This window comes from Bifidobacterium asteroides, from assembly GCF_048001765.1.
GTDB classification, from domain to species: Bacteria; Actinomycetota; Actinomycetes; order Actinomycetales; family Bifidobacteriaceae; genus Bombiscardovia; species Bombiscardovia asteroides_K.
In genome coordinates this window covers 1,799,997-1,818,225 of record NZ_CP181447.1, presented here as the reverse complement: position 1 = coordinate 1,818,225, position 18,229 = coordinate 1,799,997, and the positions used below count along the sequence as shown (strand labels likewise).

The 18,229-nt window shown below is 59.9% G+C and carries 12 protein-coding genes and 1 pseudogene; 12 read left to right on the top strand and 1 reads right to left on the bottom strand.

Going from position 1 to position 18,229, the window contains the following annotated elements; genetic code table 11:
- Positions 1 to 194: 194 nt before the first annotated feature.
- Positions 195 to 446 (bottom strand): annotated as a pseudogene (locus ACNAOV_RS07530) (DeoR family transcriptional regulator); the annotation flags it as partial.
- Positions 447 to 754: 308 nt separating this feature from the next.
- Between ACNAOV_RS07530 and ACNAOV_RS07525 the strand changes: the two are divergent.
- The 12 genes from ACNAOV_RS07525 (at position 755) to ACNAOV_RS07470 (ending at position 18,224) form a co-directional block, all read left to right on the top strand.
- A complete protein-coding gene (locus tag ACNAOV_RS07525) occupies positions 755 to 2,107 on the top strand; it encodes an ABC transporter substrate-binding protein (protein ID WP_416517208.1) in 1,353 nt (450 codons plus the stop codon).
- Positions 2,108 to 2,237: 130 nt separating this feature from the next.
- The gene (locus ACNAOV_RS07520) at positions 2,238 to 3,227 is read left to right on the top strand and encodes a carbohydrate ABC transporter permease (protein WP_416517207.1); all 990 of its coding nucleotides are present in this window, start codon (positions 2,238 to 2,240) and stop codon (positions 3,225 to 3,227) included.
- 4 nt (positions 3,228 to 3,231) lie between these two features.
- Positions 3,232 to 4,131, top strand: coding sequence for a carbohydrate ABC transporter permease (locus ACNAOV_RS07515; protein WP_416517206.1), 900 nt, complete (start codon positions 3,232 to 3,234; stop codon positions 4,129 to 4,131).
- 3 nt (positions 4,132 to 4,134) lie between these two features.
- Positions 4,135 to 5,028, top strand: a complete 894-nt coding sequence (locus ACNAOV_RS07510) for a hypothetical protein (protein WP_416517205.1) — start codon at positions 4,135 to 4,137, stop codon at positions 5,026 to 5,028.
- 188 nt (positions 5,029 to 5,216) lie between these two features.
- Entirely contained in the window at positions 5,217 to 7,784 is a 2,568-nt protein-coding gene (locus tag ACNAOV_RS07505; RefSeq protein WP_416518180.1) for an alpha-L-rhamnosidase C-terminal domain-containing protein, read from the top strand.
- Positions 7,785 to 8,010: 226 nt separating this feature from the next.
- Positions 8,011 to 8,532 carry a 50S ribosomal protein L10 gene (gene rplJ / locus ACNAOV_RS07500; RefSeq protein WP_015022404.1) on the top strand — a complete coding sequence of 174 codons (522 nt, stop codon included), beginning with the start codon at positions 8,011 to 8,013 and terminating at the stop codon, positions 8,530 to 8,532.
- A gap of 102 nt (positions 8,533 to 8,634) precedes the next feature.
- Entirely contained in the window at positions 8,635 to 9,015 is a 381-nt protein-coding gene (gene rplL, locus ACNAOV_RS07495) for a 50S ribosomal protein L7/L12 (protein ID WP_015022403.1), read from the top strand.
- A gap of 278 nt (positions 9,016 to 9,293) precedes the next feature.
- The gene (locus ACNAOV_RS07490; RefSeq protein WP_416517204.1) at positions 9,294 to 10,835 is read left to right on the top strand and encodes a glycoside hydrolase family 30 protein; all 1,542 of its coding nucleotides are present in this window, start codon (positions 9,294 to 9,296) and stop codon (positions 10,833 to 10,835) included.
- Positions 10,836 to 10,887: 52 nt separating this feature from the next.
- A complete protein-coding gene (locus tag ACNAOV_RS07485; RefSeq protein ID WP_416517203.1) occupies positions 10,888 to 12,423 on the top strand; it encodes a glycoside hydrolase family 30 protein in 1,536 nt (511 codons plus the stop codon).
- Positions 12,424 to 12,682: 259 nt separating this feature from the next.
- Positions 12,683 to 14,272, top strand: a complete 1,590-nt coding sequence (locus ACNAOV_RS07480; RefSeq protein WP_416517202.1) for an FHA domain-containing protein — start codon at positions 12,683 to 12,685, stop codon at positions 14,270 to 14,272.
- Between the two features lie 8 nt (positions 14,273 to 14,280).
- Positions 14,281 to 17,991, top strand: a complete 3,711-nt coding sequence (locus ACNAOV_RS07475; RefSeq protein WP_416517201.1) for a helicase — start codon at positions 14,281 to 14,283, stop codon at positions 17,989 to 17,991.
- Positions 17,991 to 18,224 (top strand): hypothetical protein, encoded by a 234-nt coding sequence (locus ACNAOV_RS07470; protein ID WP_154312797.1) that lies wholly within the window; start codon positions 17,991 to 17,993, stop codon positions 18,222 to 18,224. The genes ACNAOV_RS07475 and ACNAOV_RS07470 overlap by 1 nt, the downstream gene beginning before the upstream one ends.
- Positions 18,225 to 18,229: the final 5 nt, after the last annotated feature.

The following is an 18,229-nucleotide window of genomic DNA, read 5'->3' as shown; positions in this document are numbered from 1 at the left end:
CTGGTTTTGCCGTCGGTGTTTCCACTGCTGCTAGCTTGATATGGATTGCCCTTTCTTCTGGCTTTCCTTTTCGAGGCGACTTTCGTTCTGACTGATGACTCTGGTATTCCAGTCAAGGTTGGGTCAGAATTGTTGGAGGATGAGATTGTGAGCGATTCAAAAGATTGGCCTTGGGAATCCAGAGATTTGACCGCCAGGGCACCCCCGCGCACTCGTCTGACGAGACCAGCACTGGCCAGATTATTCAAATCCCTTCGGACGGTTATTTCAGTGGTGCCCATCATCCGCGCCAGGTAGGGTACTCTGACTACGCTCTCTCTAAGAAGTGCGTTGAGGATCAGTTCTCGTCTCTGAGCCGGGAGCCATCCTGCTGCCGGGGGCTTTGGAAAGGACCCATCAGCGTGGTCCTGTCTTTTATTCCTTGCCCCTGATTCTCTTTGATTCATGCTCCGGCCTCGATGCTTTACTGCGATGCTGATGAGGGTAGTCACGACGGCCAACATCCCTGCATTTTCAGCTCTCCTAGCTTTCATAGTGTATACCAGAGTTATGGCCTAAGAGTGATGGAAACAGACTGCAACAAACTCTTCAGGTCATTTTCCGACCAATTAGTCTGGATTTGTTCGTTCGGAATCATCATGGGTAGGTGATCCAACAAGGGTTTACCTAAGGACTGTGATGAATCCGGAGCGAGAGAGGGGTCGGCCATATCCGGCCTCTTCCCCGGCATTGTCGCCGAAGGAAAGGGATGACCATGAACGTGAAAACTATAACCAAGGCTCTGGCGGTGACCACTGCGGGCATCATGCTGCTGGCTGGCTGCGGCGGTGGCGGCTCAAGCAAGCAGGCCTCCTCAGGCAGCGACGGATTCGACAGCAAGGCCAATACAACCATCACCTTCGCAGGATGGTCTTTGGATATGACCCCTGAGTTCAAGACTCTGGCTGACGGCTTCCATAAAGCCCACCCCAACGTGACCGTCAACGTCAAGCAGTACTCAGCTGATGACTATGACAAGCAGCTGACGGCGGACATCTCCTCAGGCGCCCAACCCGATGTCTTCCCCATCAAGAACATGCTCAAGTATGTCACCTATGCAGACTCGCAGGGACTGGCGGATATATCCGATATCGCCAAGGGCTACCAGGGCAACAAGCATATTGATCTGAACGGCTATAACCACGACGGCAAGTACTTCGCCCTGCCCTACCGCAGTGATACCTGGGTGCTCTTCTATAACAAGGATATGTTCAAGAAGGCCGGGGTCGAAGAGCCGAACGCCAAGTGGACCTGGGATGATTACACCAAGGCTGCTAAGGAACTCAAGGAGAAGCTGCCGGCAGCAGGTTACGATGCCAACAGCGTCTACCCCATGTACATGCACAACTGGCAGTCAGTCGTGCAGTCCTTCGCTCTGGCACAGTGCGGCAAGTCTGCAGACAGCACCTTCCTCAAGGCCGACTTCTCCTACATGGAGCCTTTCTATAAGAGGGCCTTGGAGTGGCAGAAAGACAAGTATACGATCGACTGGAACACCTCATTTACCAACAAGGTTCAGTATCAAGCGCAGTTTGGCACTCAGAAGGCAGCTATGATGCCCATGGGCACCTGGTACGCCGCCACCCTTGTCAGTCAGCAACAGTCAGGCGAAGCCCAGAAGTTCAGCTGGGGCATGGCTCCGGCTCCCCAGAATCCCGACAAGAAGCTGCCCAAGACCCCGATTACCTTCGGGAGCCCTACCAGCCTGGCAATCTCTTCCAAGTCTTCCGGTCAGAAACTGGCTGCTGCCAAGGAGTTCGTCAAGTGGGCCACAGGTCAAGGTGGTGCTCTTGAGCTGGCCAAGCTCTCCACCACCCCCGCCTACATTGACGACAAGGTGACCGAGACCTTCTTCTCTCCTGAGGGTATGGCCTCCGACCAGGCCTCCAAGGATGCATGGAGCAAGCACGACATGAAGATGGAAGCCCCCGTGGCCACGGCCACGGATACCATCAACTCCATCCTCAAGGACACCCACTCCTCGATCATGACCGGTGCCAAATCTCCATCCGATGGGCTCAAGGAGGCAACTCAGAACGTCAAGGATCAGGGCGTGCTGGACGAATAGTCTCCGGTGACGCAGGGAGGCTTCAGGATGCATATACGTGTTCTGAAGCCTCCCACTGAGCCAATTGGAGTAAGAGCGGCTGGGGACTGCTCAAACCCACGACGCGTGATGGTAGTAAGGAGAGGCACAGATGTCAGAAGAAATCGGCGTGGTCGACGATCGACAGGCGGTCGCTGATCACCAAACGGGGTCTCATGGGCCCGGCGGCGGGCGACGAGCCCCCAAAATTAAGCAGGGCAAGTTCAACGCCAAGGCTATTTCACGAAGGAACCTGCGCAATGGCTTGATATTCATATCGCCGAATTTCATAGGTTTTATCTGCCTGACTCTCCTGCCCACCCTGACGCTCTTTTATATAGCCTTTACCAAGTGGTCGGCTTTCGGCAACCCAGTCTTGAACGGTGTGAAGAACTGGGTCAGGCTATCCCACGACAAGATCTTCATGACCTCGGTGTGGAACACTATTTACTACTCGATAGTCCACATCCCCCTGACTTTGGTCCTGGCCTTCGCCCTGGCCGTCCTGCTCAACTCCAAGCTGCGCGGGCGCGCCTTCTTCAGAACAGTGGCCTTCTTCCCCTACATCACCTCTATAGTGGCTGCGGCCCAGGTTTGGGGAATGCTCTTCGACCCCAAGTCCGGCCCCATAAACTCCTTCCTTCGGCTTTTCATCAGCAATCCCCCGGGGTGGCTGGGCTCGACGGCCTGGGCCATGCCTGCCGTCATCGTCGTGGGCACCTGGCGTGAGGTTGGCTACTATATGATCCTGCTCCTGGCAGGTCTGCAGACCATCCCCTCAGAGCTCTATGAAGCCGCTGAGCTTGATGGCACAAACGGATGGCAGCGCTTCTGGCATGTGACCGTTCCCATGATGCGCCCCACACTCTTCTTCGTCATGGTCACCCTGACCATCGGATCCTTCAAGATCCTTGATCTGACACTGGTTATGACCGATGGCGGCCCTGGCACCAGCACTCTGGTGCTGGCGCAGTATATCTACCGTGTAGCCTTCGAACGTGGTGACTTCGGCTATGCTTCGACCGTCTCCCTGGTTCTTCTGGCCATCTGCATGGTGGTCACGCTGGTCCAGTTCTGGTACAACAACCTGAAGGAGGACTGAGATTATGTCCACCAACACAGTCTCTGCAACCGTTCCCTCGCCTACTGGTGAGGAGATACCCTGGAACAAGAAGCAGGTCCCCCCGACCAAGATCGTCGGAACAATCATCGGGTATCTGGCCATGATTGCTGTCTCCGCCTTCGTGCTCCTGCCTTTCTTCTGGATGTTCCTGTCCTCTCTGAAACCCAACAATGAGGTCTACGCCATCCCCATCAAGTGGTTCCCATCGGTCTGGCACTGGGAGAACTACATAGCCATCTGGACCAAGTCCGATATGACGACTTGGTTGCTCAACACCATCTTCTTTGCTGTGATTGTGACCCTCCTACAGGTCTTTACCGGATCCTTCGCCGCCTATGGCTTCTCGAAGATCCCCTTCAGAGGGCGTACCACCCTCTTCCTGATTTATATTGCCACCATGGCCGTGCCCTGGCAGGCCTACATGATTCCGCAGTTCAAGCTGGTCTCCGCCGTCGGTCTCTCCGATACGCGATGGTCCATCATCCTTCTGCAAGCCTTTGGAGCCTTCGGTGTTTTCATGATGAAACAGTTCTACGACACCATACCTGAGGATTTGTCTGAGGCGGGCCGATTGGATGGGCTCAGTGAGTTCGGCATCTACTGGCGCATCATGCTTCCCCTGTCGGGACCGTCACTGGCAGCCTTGGCAATCATCACTTTCACTAATACGTGGAACGACTACATGGGTCCGCTGATCTACTTGCGTTCCCAGAAGCTCTACACGATCCAGCTGGGCCTCAAGCTCTTCATTTCCCAGTACAATGCTGATTTTGCCATGATCATGACCGGCTCGGTCCTTTCGGTCCTGCCCATTCTGATTGTCTTCCTGATCGGGCAGAAACAGTTCATCGCCGGCATTGCGACATCCGGAATGAAAGGCTGAGTCTTGGCTGGAAGCGATGGCGACCAGGGGCGTCCCGCCAAGGGCTACGCCATGCGTGCCCTCTTGGGGATCACCAACTCAATTGCTGTGGTGCTCGGTGCTGGGTGCTGCTCCCTGCTGGGGATGCTGCCCTTGGCTGCTGTAGTGGTCTTTCTGAGAGATCCGCAGTACTTCCCGACCTATCTGCTGGCAGCCGTGCTGTCCGCGCCTGGTCTGGCCGCCCTCTTTGCTATCTACCGCGATCATCCAGGCCTGTCCTCGGCCTCTGCCCGGGCCAGGCGGCAGGCCATGGATTCCATGACAGAGCGTGGGCAATCTCTGCCGGATTGGATAGCGAAACCCTATGTGGATTCGGGGGCGGTCTATGGGTTCTTCCGTGCATATTGGCGGGCCTACAAGGTGCTGGCCCTGAGGTCATGGGCGACCTGGTTACCTCTGGGGCTCATTGCTTTCGCGCTGATTTATGATCTGCAGATCATGTCACAGCTCTCATGGGGCCAGATCATGTTCTTCCCAATCCTGGTATGCCTGCTGCTCCTGGTGCAGACCGCCTTGGTCTCTCTGGTGCTACTGGTGGAATATCCTCTGGCGCGCATCCGCAAGGTCTTGATCAATGGTCTCCTCCTGTCGGTTCGCCGCTGGTACATGCTGGTTCTGTCGCTGGCGATCCTGGCTGGGTATGTCTGGGGGCTGATGCGCTCGCCCATCCTGGTGGCTCTTCTGGCCACTGGCCTGATCTGGTATCTGGTTTGGGCAGCCGTGCGGTGGCAGGCTGACCCCTTCTTCCGGCAGATGGCCCGTGAGAGCGAGGACCCAGGCGTCCAGGTCATGTATGGACTGCCGGCTGCTGGACCCAAGGGTTCCTCCTTCACTGCGTTGCAGGACTACCGGCAATAGCGGTTCATGAAGAAAGTTGCATTTGAGAGCAGGCTCAAGGAGGATTTACTGGAATGGGCTGTGAGCCTTTGCAGGTGTTGATCGAGGATCGGGATTGTCCCGTGGATATCGAACCGGGACTCAGGCCCACGGTCAGGTGGAGGTTGGACCCTTTGCCGTCCTGGGCGGATAGGGTCCGTTTGGCCAGGGTGCAAGTCTTCGAACAGCCTAAGGGGAGGATACTTGTAGACACCGGCATCCAACCTGCGGACGAGCTCAATGGCAGTCGGCTCCCTGGACCGGATATGGGTCCTTCGCAACGGTATTGGCTGACCGTTCTTCTGCTGGATGCACAGGGCCGTCGGTTGATAGGGTCTGAACCCATCACCTTTGGAACGGGGCCTGGCCTGGTCTGGCATGCTCAAGCCATTTGGTCCGCAGAGGACGAAAAGAACCCCTCAGGTTCTCAGGGTAATGCCAAAGGTTGGGCGCTGATGCGTGGTGTGGTCCGGCTGCCCCCGGGGCCGATCCTCTGGGCTAGCCTGTATGCGACCGCCGACAGCACTGTACCCGCGCGTCAATTTGTCTATCGACTATGGCTCAACGGGCGGTTTCTGGGCTGTGGTCCAGTATTCCCCCTGGATGGAGAGGATCGCTACAGGGGTTACGAGGTCACCGACCTCTTGCGTCCGGGGGCTCAGAACGTTCTGGGCGTGGTGGCCTATGCCATGGAGGGCCGCCGTTTCCAGGCCCAGTTGGATGTTGGTCGGCCTGATGGCAGGGTGGAGTATGGCACGGATGCCGAATGGAAGGCTATTAGCGGGGCCAAGGCATTTCCTGACAGCGCCTCTATCGGTACAACCTACTATCAGGCTCCGGCTGAGGACATTGATCTGTCCCGATACCCCTGGGGTTTTTCCAAACCGGGCTTTGACGACTCGGATTGGCCCAAGGTCCGGATTCGGTCCTCATTCTCCAAGTGCCTGGCAGCTCCTGCAGACGGCACCAGACTGACCCGGGTGGATGTTCATCGGGTTCTGAAGACAGTGCCCGGCCATCTTCTGCTGGATTTCGGTTCCGTACGGTTGGGCGGCATCGGTCTGCGGGTGGATCTGTCGCAACATTTGGACTTGATTGTCCGTTACGGGGAGGTCCTGGACGGCCAAGGCGGCGTTCGCTACCGTCTGGCCACCTCCAACGTCTATCAGGATCGCTGGCGGCTGCAGCCTGGCCGCAACCGGGCACAGACTTGGGGGATCCGGGTCTTCCGATATCTGGAGCTGATATGGTCGGCGGAATCCGACCCTGAAGGGCTGCTGGCGAGCCTGTCTGACGGGGGCCTGTGGGCAGAGTGCCTTGAGGCTCCCGTATATGACGACCATGCCAGGTTTCATTGCGACAGGCCTCTGTTGGATGAGGTCTGGCAGCTGGGGCGAAACACCATCAGGGGACTCAACGCCGACATCTACGTCGATTCCTGGACCAGGGAGCGGGCTCCCTATGAGGCTGATGCCTGGATCCAGCAGCGGGCTCATATGGTGCTGGATGATGCGCCCGCCCTGGGTCGTTACAGCGTGGACTATCTGATCGCCAATAGAACCTGGCCCACCGAGTGGCCCCTCTACAGCATTTTGGCTGTTCACGATGCCTGGATGCACACCGGAGATCTGACCCAGGCGGCGGACCAGTACGACCGGCTGATGGGACTGCTGCCAGACAGGTATCTGGACCAGGACAGCGGGTTGATCGTCAAGGACCCCGGCGCCTCCAGCCAGATGGATGGAGACCTGGTCGACTGGCCGCCCGTTGAACGTGATGGATATGTCTTCGGTCGTGTCAACACGGTCATCAACGCACTGGCCAGTGCCGCCTATAAAGCCATGGCTCGTCTGTCACGGGCATTGGGACGTCGTAGCAGAGCTGCCCGTCTGGCAGAGGTGTCCCGGAAAATGCAAGAGGCCTTGGACGAGCGGCTCTACGATCCAGCGGTCGGTGCCTACCGGGATGGTCTGCTCGACGGTCCCGACGGTCCGGCCATCAATCACTGCGCCATGCATGCTTCGGCCTTTGTGCTGGCTTTTGCGCCTCCCTCTGATCCCGCTCGTCTGGAGGAGGTCGGTGCCTATCTACGTCGTAGGGGAATGGCCTGCAGTGCCTACGGGGCCGCCGTGCTTTTGGATGGACTTTATCGATCAGGCCTAGGGGCTGATGCTCTGGCTCTGCTCTCAGCAGGGGAGGGTATGCGCAGCTGGAAGCACATGTTGGACCAGGGTGCTGGAGGCACCATGGAGGCCTGGGACCCATCGATCAAATCCAACACCACCTATTCGCACCCCTGGGGAGCCTCGCCTGTCTGGCTGATTTCCAGCGGGCTGATGGGACTGCGGCCTTTGAAGCCCGGGTACCGTGAGTTCCTTGCAGCCCCACAGCCCGGAGGCCTGGCCCGGGCCGAGCTGACCATGCCCGTGCCCACGGGGGACATCCATATCTCCTATACAATCACGGGAAGAGTGGATAACAGGCCAGGGTTTGTCCTCCTGCCGGGCATCGATCTGGAATTGACCGTGCCCCAGGGCTGCCGGGGTTACTTGGTCCTCCCTCCTGTGCTCGGCGTCAGACCAGGGGTTCAGGTCGAGGTCTTCCTGGACGGGTCGCCGATCATGCTGAAGGCCTTGGATGCAGAGAGCCGGTTGGCCGGCATTCGTTGCAGAGCAGGATCCCTGGTTACGGATGCGCTGCCCTGCGGCCATCACCATCTGATGGTGCCGCGTCTATAGAACTTGACGGTCCTTGTTGATCTGTGTACTATTAGCCGTTGCATACCAAAGACCGTTGGTCGGGACCCTTGGGTCTCCTAAGTTCGGATGATCGAGCCAGCACAGGTTGAGTTTCAAATTGGTCCTTGCGACCTGTTTTCCGCTCTGCCTGTCGGCAGGGCTTTCTTTTTGCCTGCCATGCTCAGTCGTCCGGCTCCCTCCAGAGGTCTGTCTAGGAAGGAACGCCATGAAAAGGCCCGAAAAGGAAGAGGCTGTCGCCAGGCTGACGGACAAGTTCCGTGACGCCGATGCCATCATCCTCACCGAGTACCGCGGGCTCAGTGTTCCGCAGGTCGCCGATCTGCGAAACAAGCTAGGCCGCGATACTTCCTACAACGTGGCGAAGAACACGCTAGCCCGGATTGCGGCCAAAGAGGCTGGAATCGAGGGTCTCGATGAGATGCTTGCCGGCCCCTGCGCCATCACCTTTGTCAAGGGTGATTACGTCAATGCCGCCAAGACGCTGCGTGATTTCGCCAAGGACAACCCGGCACTGATCGTCAAGGGCGGCTTCATCGATGGAGCTGTTGCTGACGCGGATGCCATGGAGAAGATCGCGGATCTGGAATCCCGCGATGTTCTGCTCTCCCGGATGGCCGGCGCGCTCAAGGGCACCATGTCCAAGGCCGCCAACCTGTTCGTCGCTGTGCCTACCAAGGCTGTGCGCACGTTCGACGCCCTGCGCGAGAAGCAGGAAAAGGCCGCCTGAGTCCACGGCCATCGGCCCGGATTCATACGGCAAACACAAAAAAGATGTTCGGTGATCGGCCTACCAGTCAATGCCGGTCGCCACAAATGAAAGGAAGCCATTATGGCCAAGCTCTCCGCTGACGAGCTCATCGACGCGTTCAAGGAAATGACTCTGGTCGAGCTGTCCGACTTCGTCAAGAAGTTCGAGGACGAGTTCGATGTCGAGGCCTCCGCCCCTGTGGCCGTGGCCGCTGCCGCCCCCGGTGCTGCTGCTCCCGCTGAGGAGGAGAAGACCGAGTTCGACGTCGTCCTCTCCGCCATCGGCGACAAGAAGATCCAGGTCATCAAGGCCGTCAAGGCCATCACCAACCTGGGCCTGGCCGATGCCAAGGCTCTGGTTGACGGTGCCCCCAAGACCGTCCTGGAAGGCGCCAAGAAGGAAGACGCCGACAAGGCCAAGGCCCAGCTGGAAGAGGCCGGCGCCACCGTCGAGCTCAAGTAGTCATCGGCTCTTCTGAGCCTTTGCATGCTGAAAAGCCCCGCACTGCAATTGATGTGGTGCGGGGCTTTTCCTATACCCTGTCCTACCGTGCACGCAGGGGTGATTATGCTTGCCCGAGCCGATTTGCATAGGTCATTTCGGAACGTAGGATGAGCGTTCAGTCGTGATGATCGAAGTTGATCGAAACGGTTTGTTCATGATTGTAATCGCTGCTAAGCTAAGGCCCTGTCCTATCGACCGTGGCGCCGATGCACAGATATGACAACGAGAGAGCAATCATGACCATCACCTTCACCAACCAGTTCTGGACCGTGACCTCCGGAGACCTGACCGATCGCCGCCGGCCCCTGCAAGCCCCTGCAATGGGGGAGAAGCCCAAGGATGCCAAGCCTATCGTCATTGACCCCTGCCAGAGACGTCAGCCCTGGCTCGGGGCCGGAGCCGCCATCACCGATGCCGCGGCCTCGCTGATTTGGGGCAGCCAATCCGCGCAGCAAAGGCATGCTCTTCTGGATGACATGTTCAACCCGGACAAGGGCGGCTTTTCAGTCATCCGCATACCGCTGGGCTCCTGCGAGCCGTCCTCACAGCCCTACTACACTTACGACGACATTCCCTACGGCGAGCATGACAAGGATTTGAATAGGTTCTCCCTGGGCGAGGGCGAGCCGGGCGCTCCGGACGCCACCAAGGACTACAAGTACATCATCCCCGTCGTTCAGGAGATTCTGTCCATCAACCCTGCTGTGAAGATTATTGCTTCCCCTTGGACCGCACCGGCCTGGATGAAGAACACTGGCCACCTGTGCATGGGCGGCCATCTGCGTTTCGGCGAATGGACAGGCAACGGTTATGATCCGTTGGAGGACTCTATCGAAGGGGCCTATGCCCGGTACTTCGCCCGCTACATCGACGAAATGGAAGCCATAGGCATCCCCATCTGGGCGGTCACTGTGCAGAACGAACCCTCCAACGCCGCCCCTTGGCCGGCCATGACCTGGACTCTGGCCCAGCAGGCCGACTTCGCCTACCGATTCCTGCGTCCTGCGTTGGACCGTCGGCACCCCCAGGTGCGCATCTTCATCAACGACGACTCGGCACATTGCCTGACCGGACCGGTCGACAAGGATGTCACCGCTGAGCAGGCCAGATCCATTGATGGTCTGACTTTGCACACCTATGACAACGACTACCCGAATCTGGACTATGCCAACCGGGTCTATCCGCAGTGGATCTATGGCATGACCGAACGTCGCTGCATGCTGGACCAGACCCCCGAGGATGCGGCTCACATCATGTCCGGTGTCATTGGCAACTGGCTGGTCCGTCATGGCTCTTCCTTTATTACCTTGTGGAACATGGCCCTGGACGAGCGTGGGCTGCCCAACCAGATCGGTGCCGACGGTAGACGCGGGGTGGTCACCATCGATCATGGCAGCGGCAAGGTTCGCAGAAACCTGGAGTATTTCATGCTCCGCAGTTTCGGCCAGGATGTGGAACCCGGTTCAGTAGTGATTGACTCCAGCAACTACACTCCGGACGGCTGGAGCGGCTCTTTGGGCTCCGTGGCTTTCCTGGGCCCGGACGGATCCATCGCCGCCCATATCTACAACCCCACGGGCGAGCCGATCAAGGCGGCTGTCACCGTCAACGGCTGGGGGAACCGCTGGCAGAGTGTGACCGTGCCGGCCTGGGGGACCGTGACCATGCACGCGACGACCAGCGAGCGGATCAATGATTCGGCCGTACCCGAGGATGAGGACTTTGCTCTGCAACTGCCTGAGTACACCGTGGATGACAAGGCTCCCGGACAGGACTAAGGACCGGAATGGCGATGCCGGGAAAGGGCCCGGCGGAAGGAGACATACGAACATGAAGGAGATTTGGACCGCGACGGCAGGGGATCTGTCCCAGCGGCGAGAACAGATAGCGACCCCGGAGACGACGAATGGGCCCGGTGCAGCCGTCCCCATCGTCATTGATCCGACCAGACGCTACCAGTACTGGGAGGGGGCCGGTGCTGCTCTGACGGACTCCAGTGCCTACCTGTTCATGACGGCCATGGATGCCGACCAACGTCATCGGATTCTGACCGAGCTCTTCGATCCGGCTCAGGCGGGCCTGTCCACCTTGAGGATCTCCATGGGGTCCTGCGACTTCTCCAGCCAGCGCTACTACTCCTATGACGATCTGCCCGAGGGCGTGATGTCGGATTCGGATATGACCTACTTCTCCATTGGGCAAGGGAAGCCGGGCTCGCCCGAGGCCACCAAGGACATGAAGTATGTGGTTCCCGTCCTTCAGGAGATCATGGTCATCAACCCGGGCGTGCGGATCCTGGCCTCTCCCTGGAGTGCACCTGCATGGATGAAGGACAGCGGTCGGCTGGACGGGGCCGGGCGTCTGCGGCTGGGGCAATACTGCGGTAATGGCTACCGTCCACGTGACACGGTCGATGCCGCCTATGCTCGCTATTTCGTGCGGTTTATCCAGGCTTACCAGGAGCTTGGCATTCCCATTGCGGCCGTCACCATGCAGAACGAGCCCTCCAACAATCCGCCCTGGCCCATGACGATCTGGACCCCCGAAGAGTTGGTGCGCTGGGGCGTGGACTACCTGCGTCCGGCGCTGGACCGTAGCTTCCCCGAGGTGGAGATTTTCTTCGGCGATGACGGCCTGAGGTTCTTCAGCCGACCGGTCAGCGACTATATGACTCCTGTCGAGGCCCAAAGCTTCGCCGGGACAGCCATGCATACATATTCCGGTCTGCCCAAGTGGGTCGTGAACGCCACCAGACAGTTCCCCGGATGGCGCTCGATCATGAGTGAGCGCCGTTGCATGTTGGACGAGCAGGTGGATGAGGCCAGCCACGTCATGTTCGGGGAGATTGGTATCGGACTGGTCCGCCAGGGCGTGGGCATGATCGACCTGTGGAATCTGGCCTTGGATGAGCGGGGTCTGCCCAGCTGGGCGCGAACCATGGGTCGGCGCGGGGTCATCACCGTCGATTCTCGAACCGGCGGGGTCAAACGCAATCTGGAATACTTCATGCTCCGTAATTTCGGACAGGATGTGCCGGTCGGCGCTCGCAGGGTGGCCTCCACCAGCCATACCCGTGACGGCCGGACCGGCGGCCTGGGGTCGGTCGCCTTCGTTCGCGACGACGGTGAGCTCAGCGCCATCCTCTACAATCCGACCGGAGAGCCCATCCAGGCGGCCCTGACCGTCAATGGCTGGGGCGCTTGCTGGCGACCGGTGAGCGTACCTGCCTTCGGAACGGTCTCCTGTCACATGTCAGACTCCGAGCGTCTCAACCGCAGTACGGTGCCCGAGGACGACCAATTCGTCGTCCATATGACTTCACATCCAGCAGACGACCACGATGAGGGCGAGGTCGACCAGGACTGATCCGATGAAGGCGTCCGCTGCTTGACTCTGATGGTTTTATCCAGAGCAAGAGCGGACGCCGTTTCTTGTCGCTCGAGTCGATCGCGTTGTTGCCAAAGCCCTGCCTGCAGGGAGGGTTCACTGCGCTGACATGCCTGCCAGTCTTTCATGTGTCCTTTATCAGTTAATTCGGCACGCAATCAATCCTATCTCTGGGTTTCATGACAGAATAGGCGATAGTACCGAGTGAAGGCGGCTGCAGATTTGGGAGGTCGAAAGCGTGAGTGACGATCGGCGACCGGGGCAGGTGTGGATAATCAAGTTCAATGGGGCGGAAGAGACCCGGCTCAAGCCTGGTGAGACTGTCGAAATCGGCCGCAAGCCTCTGCGTCCGCTGGCCGATGACGGCCGGCGTCGCCTGGAGGTGCCCGATAAGACTAAATCCATGTCCAAGCGACATGCCATTTTCGCCGTCGACCAGGACGGTCTGGCCACCCTGCGCGACATGGGTTCCACAAATGGCTCCTATCTGATCCAGTCCGACGGATCACTGGTCAGGTTGCCTGTGGATGCCGACTTCCCGCTGTCCAGCAGCTCAGCTCGTTTCCAATTCGGAGATGTTCCCGTCGACTTCGTGCGCATAAGCAATCCTGAAGAGGATAAGACCGATCCTTCGACCCAAGTGCCTGATCTCTTCTCATACTCCACACAGCCCCGGGGCGTGGTGGAGCCTGATGCGGCTGAAATGTCCGTCGATGACATTCTGGACATGCGCGCCGGTGAGCCCACTGGCATCTTCAAGGCCGACGGAGTCCGCAACCGGGTCACTGCCCTTCACGATATGGCCCTGGGTGCCGCCAAGACAGCCGATTCTTCCCAAGAGGCCGCCAGCGCTCCACAAGATCGTCCCAGGTCTGCCCCAGTCGCTCGCGACGCGCAGGACAATCCGTCGCAGCCCGCAGATTCGCGGGGCTCGCAAGCCCGGTATTCCGATGCTTTTGATTCAGCTGAGCCTAGCCAGGCTGACAGGGAGCCGGCTGACGCAGACCCAGCGGATGGTCAGGAATCGGACCGTCGCAGGGCCTATGCCGACCAGCCGGATGACAGGGCATTCGAAGACCGTCAGAGCGACCGGCGTGAAGGTGACTTTCAGGCCCAGGATGCTCGTGGTGAAACCCCTCGACATCTGCCATGGCAAGAGGAAGAATCCGAGCAGGGACTGCCGCTGGTCGGCACCCAAGAGGAGGACAGCCAGCCTGTCGATCGCGACCTTTTCGCAGATGCTCGCCGTTCCCGTTCCGCTGAACCCGCTCCTGAACAGAATCGCTACGACCAGGTTGCTCGCAATGCCCGTGACACCCGTGACGGTCGTGGTCATCGTGACGATCGTGCAGCTTCCGGCCGCAGTGGCTATGAGGACGGCCAGCCACGGCAAGGTCGGAGGGGCCAAGCGGACTCGGCCCAGGGGTTCACCCCGCTGGGAGCTGTGGAGCTGGCCCGCTTGTCCAAGAAGGAATCGGATCAGGCCCGGCGTCCCCAAGAAGCGGATGAGCAGGATAATGACCAGCGTTATAAGCCGGCCTTCGAGCCCGGATCCGTCTTCGAGCGGGTTTCCAAGGGTGACTATGACCGTGGCCAGGAGGCCATCGTGGTGGACGGGATGAGTTCCGATGATGCCAAACGCACCGGGGACTTCGCCCTGCAGTTCGCCATGGCCAAGCATCGGCAGCTGCTGCCTTTCCTGGCGATGAACCCGGCCCTCTATGATGATCTGTACGCCTGGCTGGAGGCTCAGGGCGACCAGGACATCGACGCTGCCCTGCGCAACAATGACGGGTATCACGAATATCTGAACGCCGTGCGGAAGTGAGTGGACGGATGAGCGAGACGGTAATGAGCACCGGGGGGTCGGAAGAGGACAAACGGGCTGAAGATGCACAGGCGTCAACAGCAGGCTCTTCCTCTGACCGCGCGGCAGAAGAGGTCAAGGCCCCGTTGACTCCCCTGGAGCGAATTCGAGGATGGCGCCAGGATTACCAGAACCAGGTGGGCCTGACCCCCTTGGAGAATGTGTCGCAACTGGCGGCGCAGATGGACCTGACGCATGCGCATCCTTCAGGCATTGCCCAGCTCTTCGCCAGCGGCCAGGTCCATCTGGATGCGCTCTTCCGCGACCGCGGCATGCTGCGTGCGGCCCACCGACGCATGGAGCGGGTTCTGGACGATCAGGCCGCCAAGGAGCGTGCCAGTGGTTTCGCCCAGCTTTCCATGGTGGTGGGGGTGGCTGCCTGGCAGGGGCGTGACATGCCCGTACTGCTCTATCCTGTGCGTATCGACGAGAGCACGCAGGGAGCATCCAGGGCATCCATCAGATTCACAGGCAAGGTGGACCTTAATCCTGCCTTGATCTCAGCTATGCGTGAGCGGGGCATCACCCTGGATCCGGACCGTCTGTTTTCCGCCTCCCATTATCAGGGCGGCACCCCCGAAACTTCATCCCTGTTCAAGGACATGACGGCCCTGATCACGCCGCATATCAGCGACTTCACCATCGAACGGAAAATCGTTCTGGGATGCTTCATTGAGCCATCGGCCCAGCTGTTGGGCGAGAGCCTTCGGATTCTGGATCGGATGACCGCCGGGTCCACGGGCAACGATCTGCTGGATGCCTTGGCTGGCGACCAGGCTGCCTCCGAGCGGCTCAAGGGCGGGCCTGTGCCCGATTACAGCCCCTTTGATGCTGACCCTCACAGCGAGTTCGAGGCCGGAGATGTGGACAACCGGGTCCGCTATGCCGCCCAGCTGGTGGCGACTGGGCACAGCGTGCTTGTCGATGAACAGACCGGCCGCCACAGCGCCGACGATGCTCTGGCTATCGCCTCGCGCTGCGTCACCGCTGGAAGAACCGTGCTCTATGTGCCCTGCGTGGTGGAGGAGAAGCGACGCTTCCAGCATCGTCTGGATGCCGCCGGGATGGCGGACATGGCTCTTGACCTGACCGACGATCAGCTTGGCCGGGTCCTGGATCAGCGGCTGATCGATGCAGTGGGGTTCAAACCCGGCAAGGCCAGCGAACACTTCGATCAGGTGGCTGACGAGCTTGTGGGTGTCCGCTCCCGCTTGACCCGCTATTTGGGTGATCTGCATGGGGTCGATTCCAGCTGGGGGGTTTCGGCCTACCAGACCATTCAGAATCTGGCCAACATCGCCAATATGCCTACGCACCCCGCCACCCGTGTCCGTCTGGGCGCGGCCACAGCCCATAACCTGCAGCCTGAGCTGGATGCCTGGGCAGACAAGCTGGAGAGGGCTGCCGAGCTGGGTGAATTCGTCATCGGCCCCCAGGACACGCCTTGGTTCGGTGCCACCCTGGTTAACGAGAACGAGGCTGTGGACGCTTACTCCCGCGTGGTTCGTCTCCTGCAACGGCTTCTGCCGGACACCCGCGAACAGGTCAAATCAACTGTGGAGACCTGCGGATTCCCCGTGCCGGCTACCGTCAAGGATTGGGGACGGCAGGTGGTGGTCCTCAAGAATCTGCGCCGGGTTCTGGATGTCTTCCAGCCCTCCATCTTCGAGCGTGACCTTCCTGCCATGATCGAGGCCACCAAGTCCAAGGCTGATCGCAAGGCCAATGGCACCAATCTGGGATTCTGGGAACGTCGACGTCTGGTCAAGGAGGCCAAGAGCCTGCTCAGGCCCGGTGCCCAGGTCGAGGATCTGCATGAGTCACTGGTGGTGGTCTCCAAGCAGGCCGAGCAATGGCGGACCTTCGTCCCCCACGGCGGCTGGCCGGTCCTGCCGCCCAAACTGGATGTCATCATCGACACTCAGGAATCCCTGATCCGCGACATGACGGCTCTGGATACCGTTCTGGCCTCGACTCCAGCTGGCGGCGATCTGGAGACCATGGACTTGAACAAGGTGGAGGAGCGGCTCAAAGCCCTCTTTGACGACCATACAGCCCTGGATACCTTGCCTGAGCGCTGCGCCCTGGAAGGCGAATTCAACAAGGCGGGGCTGCAGGACCTGGTCCAGGACCTGCGCAACCGCCAGGTTGAGGGCAAGGCGGTACGGGCTGAATTGCAGCTGGCCTGGTGGACCACGGTCTTCGACGACATCATGCGCTCCTCGCAGATCATCTCCAACCAGGACGGCTCCGCCCTGTCCAACGCAGCCGACCGCTTCAGCCAGGTCGATGCCCAGCACGTGGCCAGCGTAGGGCCCATGGTTGCCCAGGAGAGCGAAAAGCGCCTGTCCGAGCTGCTCTTCTCCCGCACCCAGGAGGCCAATCAGCTGCACACCATGCTGGCCGGCAACCCTGGTGCCTCCCTTGCGGTCTTCCAGCAGGCCCACCCCGGCATCCTGTCGGCGGCCAAACCCATCATCATCGCAACTCCGGCCACACTGGCGACCAGGACCAATCCGACACAGCTGGCCGACACGGTCATCATCGATGCCGGAGCCCATATGCCTTCCATCCAGGTGCTGACCGTGCTGGCTCGTGCCCGGCAGGTGGCCGTCATCGCCCACCGGCCTACCATCACCTCGGATGGCCTCTTGCAGCTGGTCGACCAACTGGTCCCGGTCACTGTCAAAGCCCGCCCCTCGCGCCGTTCAATTCGGCTGGACACCTTCCTGAAAGATCATGGATATGGGGATCTGTCGGCGCCTGTGCCCGATTGCCGGGAGCCTGGCAGGGTAACCCTGACCAGGGTGGAGGGCGCCGGGGTCCCTGTCATGGCCACTGGGCTGGTCGAGTCCAGCCAACAGGAGGTGGCCGCCGTTGTCAACATGCTCAAACGCAAGGCCGGATCCTTCTCCCTGGTGCCCAACAGTTATCTGCTGACTGTGGTCACCCTGTCGGCAACCCACCGCTCCAGGTTGGGTGCCGAGCTCAAGTCGGCAGCAGCCAAGGACAGGGTTTTTGCCAAGTTCCTGCGGCATGTACGCATCGTCGGCATTGACGAGGTCTGCGGTGCCCGGGCCACGGACGTGATCCTTACTCTGGGCTTTGCCAAGACCACCCACGGCCGTCTTCTGCAGCAGTTCGGTGATCTGGAGGGCGAAGGGGGCAAGGGCATGTTGCTGGATGCTCTGGTTCTGCCGGATCGGAATCTGGATATCGTCGCGGCGTTTTCCGCTGATGATCTGGAGGACGACCGCATTCACCAGCCCGGGCCGCGTTTGCTCAAGGATCTTTTGACCTGGATTGAGCATCCCGACGCTGAACCCGCCCGGCCCGAACAAGCCGAACAGTCCACCAATGTGCTCTTCAGGGATCTGGCCCAGCGGCTGCGGACCCGGGGGCTGGATGTGGCCCTGGATTACGGGTACGACCAGGCCCCCCGAATTCCGCTGGTGGTAGGACTCAAGAACAAGCCCTATGCCTTGGCCGTGTTGACCGACGATGCAGAGTTCATGCACACCCAGTCCACCCGGGAGCGTCACCGGTTCACCACCGAGGATTTGCAGTATCTCGGCTGGTCGGTCATGACCGTCTGGAGCGTTTCAGCCTTTGTCAACCCCGACAAGGAAGCCGACAGGATCGTTGCCCGTCTTGCCGATATCTACCAGCAGGCGCGTTGATGGAGGATGACCAGCTAGACCGGGGGAATCAGACCGGTGAGCCTTCAGCTCCGCGACGGCGTCGCCATCGGCGGGTGGTTCGTCCAGGCAAGGAACGGTTCGATGTTGATGGCACCGAGGAGGATCCCCAGGACCGGGTATGTGCGCAGGATCGTCTTGACGGGGATGACCGGCGGATTCTGGGCGAGCTGCCGCCTCACTGGGGGCTCTTCCCCAATGAGCGCGGCGACTGACTGTC

Excerpts from the sequence above, each read along its gene's own strand:
- ACNAOV_RS07525 (WP_416517208.1), top strand. The coding sequence starts at position 755 with ATGAACGTGAAAACTATAACCAAGGCTCTGGCGGTGACCACTGCGGGC.
- ACNAOV_RS07520 (WP_416517207.1), top strand. The coding sequence starts at position 2,238 with ATGTCAGAAGAAATCGGCGTGGTCGACGATCGACAGGCGGTCGCTGAT.
- ACNAOV_RS07515 (WP_416517206.1), top strand. The coding sequence starts at position 3,232 with ATGTCCACCAACACAGTCTCTGCAACCGTTCCCTCGCCTACTGGTGAG.
- rplJ (WP_015022404.1), top strand. The coding sequence starts at position 8,011 with ATGAAAAGGCCCGAAAAGGAAGAGGCTGTCGCCAGGCTGACGGACAAG.
- rplL (WP_015022403.1), top strand. The coding sequence starts at position 8,635 with ATGGCCAAGCTCTCCGCTGACGAGCTCATCGACGCGTTCAAGGAAATG.
- ACNAOV_RS07490 (WP_416517204.1), top strand. The coding sequence starts at position 9,294 with ATGACCATCACCTTCACCAACCAGTTCTGGACCGTGACCTCCGGAGAC.
- ACNAOV_RS07485 (WP_416517203.1), top strand. The coding sequence starts at position 10,888 with ATGAAGGAGATTTGGACCGCGACGGCAGGGGATCTGTCCCAGCGGCGA.
- ACNAOV_RS07475 (WP_416517201.1), top strand. The coding sequence starts at position 14,281 with ATGAGCGAGACGGTAATGAGCACCGGGGGGTCGGAAGAGGACAAACGG.
- ACNAOV_RS07470 (WP_154312797.1), top strand. The coding sequence starts at position 17,991 with ATGGAGGATGACCAGCTAGACCGGGGGAATCAGACCGGTGAGCCTTCA.